The sequence below is a fragment of the Actinomycetota bacterium genome (genome assembly GCA_018830725.1).
GTDB lineage: Bacteria > Actinomycetota > Humimicrobiia > JAHJRV01 > JAHJRV01 > JAHJRV01.
Window position 1 is genome coordinate 1 of the sequence record JAHJRV010000158.1, and the last position, 5,512, is coordinate 5,512.

The window sequence follows — 5,512 nt, forward strand, 5'->3', positions numbered from 1 at the left end:
TAAATTGTTAGGATTACTATATGAGAGCTTTAATTCAGAGGGTAAAGGAAGCTTCTGTTGAAGTAAAAGACGAAATTGTAGGAGAAATCGGGAAAGGTTTGGTTATTTTATTGGGGGTTGGGGAAAAGGATACTGAAAAGGATATAAAGTATTTAGCTAATAAGATTTCCAATCTTAGAATTTTTGAAGATGAAAAGGGAAAGTTTAACCTTAGTTTATTGGATATAGAGGGTGAAGCATTAGTAGTATCACAATTTACATTATATGATGATGTGAGAAAGGGGAGAAGACCAAGTTTTACTAAAGCAGCATCACCGCAAGAAGCAGATACTCTTATTGAAATGTTTATAGATGAATTAAAAAGTCATGGTATAAAAACATCAAAAGGGAAATTTAGAGCTAAAATGCTTGTAAAAATTTTTAATGATGGTCCAGTAACAATATTTTTAGATAGTTCTGAAAAAATTAGAAAAACGTAATGCAGTAGAGAAAAAAATGAGCAAGATTTAAAACTTACAGGAGCTTTTAATACAGTAGTGAGAAATAGATTTTTAGAACATATTCTATATTTTATGAGTTCGCTTTAGTAGCTAATTGACCACAAGCAGCTTCAATATCTAGACCAAAGCGATATCTCTGAGTTACTGTTATTCCCTCTTTTTCCAAAATTTCTTTAAACTTTCTAATTCTTTCAGGTAGAGAAGGTTGAAAAACCCCAGTGGGATTGTAAGAAATTAAATTCAGAAAAGAGAGAGGTATCTTTTTTACTAATTTAGCTAATTTAAGAGCGCACTCATCAGAATCATTCAAATCCTTTATCATTATATACTCAAACATCACTCTTCTATTGGTTTTTTTAATATAATCTTTGACCGCTTTTAAGACCTTCTCCAAGGGGTATTTTTTATTTATTGGTATAATTTTTGTGCGCAATTTATCATCTGGTGAATGAAGGGAAATGGCTAAATTTATCTGTAATCTTCCTTCACTTAATTTTTGGATTCCTTCTACAATGCCCACGGTGGAAATAGAAAAATGCCTGGCTCCCAAATTAAACCCTTCTTTATCATTTAAAATTTTTATGGCTTCCATTACATTTTCATAGTTTAAAAAGGGCTCTCCCATGCCCATAAATACAACATTGGAAACCTTTGCTTTCAATTTCTTTAAATAGCGAGCAAAAAATAAAACCTGCTCTAAAATTTCAAGAACACTTAAGTTTCTCTTAAATCCCATCTTACCTGTGGTACAGAAAGGGCAATTTAAAGAACAGCCGACCTGAGAAGAAACGCAAACTGTGTTTCTTCCATCTTTGTGTCGCATCAAAATGCTTTCAATTTTTAAACCGTCTTTTAAGGTAATTAAGACCTTTACCGCTCTTTTGTCTTTGGAAGTTGAGGTTTGAGCTCGGATATCAAGAGGACACTCTTCATTCAGTTTTTTTCGTAAAGATAAGGGTAAAGTGGAGGCCTTGAACCAGTCTTCAATTAAGTCACAGAATATTGCTTTTTTTGCTTGTTCTAATCTATATTGGGGTTCTTTCTCTAAAACTTTCTCCATCTTGAACTACTTTTTACTCTTAACAATCACTTTCGCCCAACTGGCAGCACGCTCAACTTCACCCTCTTTTAGCGGACCTTTGGTGCCTTTAACGAAGAAGCCTTCAGGTGACACTATGAGAGTCGCGCCATTTCTTTTCAGACTGCCAGAGATTCTTCCTGCGGCATAGCCAAAGATTCTGACCAGTCTCGTCGAGAATCTGGTATCGAACGCAGCTACATTAGTACCTTTAAAAGCAGGCAGTGGGGCTTTTTTAAGGAAGTCTTGAATTGCCTGCGTCGGCCTGCCTCCCTGGGTCGGAGAACCGACGATGAGAAGATCAAATGCTTTCAATTCGGAAGAATCCACTTCACCCACACGGAGCACTTTAACCTCACCGGTAATAGCATCACCGATAGCTTTGGCAATTTTCTCCGTATTCCCATAGACCGAGTCATAGACAATTAAAGTCTTCATTGCATACCCCCGTTGTTAAAAATTTTGTCTTGTTAATCATTATAGTATAAAGCGTGGGATTATATAAAACTTACTTCTTTTTTTACTATAGTAAAAATGTAAAATTGGAAAGCAAAAGCATGTACTAGTATATTTTAAAATTTACTTTTGCTAAGGGTGCGTTGCACCCACGAACCACCACCTGCTGGATAAGAAAATTCTGATACAGTGGGAAAAACCCTGGGACTTGTTGACTGAAAGAAATGAAAGTAACGGATGGCTGGGGAGAGAGGACTCGAACCTCTGCTTGTGGATCCAAAGTCCACCGTCCTACCACTAGACGACTCCCCACTAAGATTTAGATTAAATTATATTTATTTTTAATTTAAGATTTTTTATTTATTTATTTTATATCTAAAGATAGTATATCAAAAAAAATTGAAATATTTTATTTTGTAAAAATCATATGTAGGGATATTAGAAATAAAGCAAACCCAAATAATTTTCTTAATATTTCACTTGATAATCCAATAGCTATCTTTGCACCAATTAAACCACCAATAAAAAATCCTAAACAGATAAATATTGCCATATTTAAATTTACAAAACCATGTTTATAATAAGTCCAAGCTGCAAGCAAGCCAATAGGAGGAACTAATAATGCCAATGTTGTACCTTGAGCTTGTTGTTGTGATAATTTAAAAAGATAAATCAGTGATGGTACAATAATTACACCTCCTCCTATGCCAATTAAACCACTAATAGTACCTGATAATAATCCAATCAGTATATAAAGAATAATGTTAACCATATTCTTTCTCCTTTAATTTTTAATTGAATTGCATTTATTTAGATTAAAAAATGTATTACAGATTATACAACCTAATTCATACGTGTCAAAAAATTTAAATTTTAAAGAATCACAAAGTCAATATGAAAAAGAATTAATTATTTTTTGTATTAAGTATTAAGAAAATAATTTTTTGACTCCTAATGAATTCTTCTGAAGGTGTTATAAATGAAGTTCATAGTTGTAAATAAATTGCTAAATAATTATGTATCATTAATCTAAAAAATAGCTGCCTAAAGATAAAGATTTGCGAACCTTCTCTATCATTTTACCAAACCTTATCCATCAGTCAAAGAAAAGGAATTTAAAACGTTAAAATCTTACCTCCGACTTTATATATTTTTGTTATTTTTATTGTTAATTTTATTTTCTATTTGTTGGGCTCGGTCACTCGCTATTGCTGGATTACGCTCGCTCCCTCACCCTTATTTTATATTCAGAAAATGGGGTTTGAGGTTTAAATAAAGGCAAAAATTCTTAAAAGTCATTTAATGAAACTTGACATTTACTTGACATTCTAGAATGTCAAGTTTTTTGCTCCCCAGTTCAAAAATTATTATAATTTTTGAGACTAAAAGTATATGGCTGTGATGAAGGAAAGATTGCTTAGGATTAAACGGCTCTATAAAGAGTTAAAATTATGTTCCATTAGTAGCAGTAGTAATTAGTTGGATATCACATCGCTTCTTAAATTCCAATTTCTTAAACCTAATCCTCGTCTTCTTCATGAGAAGGAGGGGTTGATATTTGTTTAAAAGGAATACTTTCTCCAGTTACAATAGTGGTGGAAGCAGAAATTGAATTAGTAGGAGTAGGTTTTTTGGGTAAGTTATTAATTAATTCCTGATGTTTATCCAACTTTTCTCTAATTGTTTCTTTAGCTTGCGCCATCCTTATCTTATATTTTTCTTCTGATAACTCATCCTTGAATTTTTCTAATGAATCTAGAAAATCTTTGACTAGAGTTTCAGCATCAAGAATTACACCAATTTTCTCGTCATTAAAAACTGCGGGGCGTATTCCTTCTCTACAAATACCTCCTCTAGCAAAATACTCATGCGCTAAACCGTGTCTAAAAATGTCTCCTAAAATTTCTATGGGATATTCATTTGGTTTTTTAAAACATTTCTGAACGTATTTACCAGCACAATTATTAAAACCACAGTCACCCCCCAGAAGAAAGCTTCCTAAATACTCCATATCTACCAAAACACACAACGCAAGGGGGAAATTGATATTTCCCTGTCCACTAGGAATGACTTTTATTCTCTGTAGCATTCTTTCAAAATCTTTTTTTATCCAACCAAAAACAATATCGTTTAAAAATCTAGTTTTATCCATATTATAAGATTATCTTTTTTTACTTTAAAAAACAAGCTAATTTAAAATAAAAATTACCCAGAGATGGGCTTTTACAAATTTGCAACGAATGATGTTAGAACCTGTTTAGTGGAAAATTAAGGAGAGGAGTAGAAATTCGAAAGCTTGACATATTACCTCCTTTTCTTTAAAATTAAATTATTCTGATAAAATTAAAATGTAATAAGGGAAATAAAAATGCGTCCAATTGATTTAAGTAAAATCTTATCTAAATATAAAAAGGGGTGGCTTGCCCTATCCCCCGATAATCGGAAATTGATAGCTAGGGGTAAAACTCTTAAAGAAGTATTAAAAAGGGCAAAGGAAAAAGGAATAGAAAATCCTAGCGTCCTAAAAGCAGTCCCAATAAAGCATCTTTTTGCAGGGTAAATGGAGTTTCCATATTATAGGGTAATTGATTTCCCAAAACACCAGAAAAGAGAACGAATTTTACCTTGGCTTCGTTTTGGAATTTTTAATCCCAAAAATACATCTAAAATTGTCTATCCCTTGGGTTTGGTTGATTCTGGCTCTGATTTAACAATTATTGATCATGAGCTCGGTGAAGAGCTTGGATTCAATATAGAAAAAGGGGGGAAAGGGAAAATCTATGGTGTGGGAGGAGGGCATATTGAAGGTTATATCCATCGAATAGGTTTTAATATTGAAGATTTAAAAAACAAAGAAAAGTCAATCATTTACAAAGACTTTGTTCTTTTTGCTTACGAAAAATTCCCTAAATCTATGCCTCAACAAACTGCCATTTTAGGGACAGTAGGTTTTTTTAGGCATTTAGAGATTACTTTTAAATATCCAGATGTTATTATCATTAATCTGAAATAAAAATTACCCACCGATGGGCTTTTTTTCTAAAAATTAAAAATTGACATTACTTAACATTTTAGAATGTCAAGTTTTTATCTCTTTTTTTCTTTGGCTCTCTAAAGGTTTTTGGTTCTTTAATAGCAGTAAGTTTCTTTAATCTTCTCTTATATTCTATGGCTATCTTTTTTCTATCCTTGAAATATTTTACTCCTATTTGGGCGTCTTCTCTGGAAACCCTAAAACAGGATACAACTCCACAATTTGCAAGAACGGAAGCTTGCAATTCTTTTGGCATCTGGCTTAAATTTTGATGAGCCAAAATTAAAGAAAGCCTATATTTTCTTGCTTCACCTAAAGTCTCAATAAAACTCTGGGTAGCAAAATTCTGAAACTCATCAATATAAAGATAAAAAGGAGCTTTTTTGGCTCTAAAATTAAACGCTCTCAAACCTTCTCTATCATTCTACCAAATCTTATCCATCA

8 protein-coding genes and 1 tRNA gene are annotated in these 5,512 nt (G+C 32.5%); 3 read left to right on the plus strand and 6 right to left on the minus strand.

Annotated elements, in window-relative coordinates; all coding sequences use genetic code 11:
- Positions 1 to 20 precede the first annotated feature (20 nt).
- Positions 21 to 479: a D-tyrosyl-tRNA(Tyr) deacylase gene (gene dtd / locus KKC53_06980; protein MBU2598890.1), complete on the plus strand. Its 459-nt coding sequence runs from the start codon at positions 21 to 23 to the stop codon at positions 477 to 479.
- Positions 480 to 570: 91 nt separating this feature from the next.
- Here the strand turns inward: dtd and rlmN are convergent, their stop codons facing one another.
- The 5 genes from rlmN to KKC53_07005 all read right to left on the minus strand — a co-directional run bounded on the left by rlmN (position 571) and on the right by KKC53_07005 (position 4,186).
- Positions 571 to 1,560, minus strand: coding sequence for a 23S rRNA (adenine(2503)-C(2))-methyltransferase RlmN (gene rlmN, locus KKC53_06985; GenBank protein MBU2598891.1), 990 nt, complete (start codon positions 1,558 to 1,560; stop codon positions 571 to 573).
- 6 nt (positions 1,561 to 1,566) lie between these two features.
- Positions 1,567 to 2,016, minus strand: coding sequence for a flavodoxin family protein (locus tag KKC53_06990; GenBank protein ID MBU2598892.1), 450 nt, complete (start codon positions 2,014 to 2,016; stop codon positions 1,567 to 1,569).
- Between the two features lie 256 nt (positions 2,017 to 2,272).
- Positions 2,273 to 2,346: transfer RNA gene (locus KKC53_06995), tRNA-Gln, on the minus strand.
- Positions 2,347 to 2,443: 97 nt separating this feature from the next.
- Positions 2,444 to 2,806, minus strand: coding sequence for a sulfite exporter TauE/SafE family protein (locus tag KKC53_07000; protein ID MBU2598893.1), 363 nt, complete (start codon positions 2,804 to 2,806; stop codon positions 2,444 to 2,446).
- 747 nt (positions 2,807 to 3,553) lie between these two features.
- Positions 3,554 to 4,186, minus strand: coding sequence for a hypothetical protein (locus KKC53_07005; GenBank protein ID MBU2598894.1), 633 nt, complete (start codon positions 4,184 to 4,186; stop codon positions 3,554 to 3,556).
- Positions 4,187 to 4,402: 216 nt separating this feature from the next.
- Between KKC53_07005 and KKC53_07010 the strand changes: the two genes are divergently transcribed.
- Positions 4,403 to 4,594 (plus strand): hypothetical protein, encoded by a 192-nt coding sequence (locus KKC53_07010; protein MBU2598895.1) that lies wholly within the window; start codon positions 4,403 to 4,405, stop codon positions 4,592 to 4,594.
- Positions 4,595 to 5,047 (plus strand): retropepsin-like domain-containing protein, encoded by a 453-nt coding sequence (locus KKC53_07015; GenBank protein MBU2598896.1) that lies wholly within the window; start codon positions 4,595 to 4,597, stop codon positions 5,045 to 5,047.
- 58 nt (positions 5,048 to 5,105) lie between these two features.
- Here KKC53_07015 and KKC53_07020 read toward each other — a convergent pair whose 3' ends face one another.
- On the minus strand, positions 5,106 to 5,477 hold the full coding sequence (locus tag KKC53_07020) for a type IV secretory system conjugative DNA transfer family protein (GenBank protein ID MBU2598897.1): 372 nt from the start codon (positions 5,475 to 5,477) through the stop codon (positions 5,106 to 5,108).
- Positions 5,478 to 5,512: the final 35 nt, after the last annotated feature.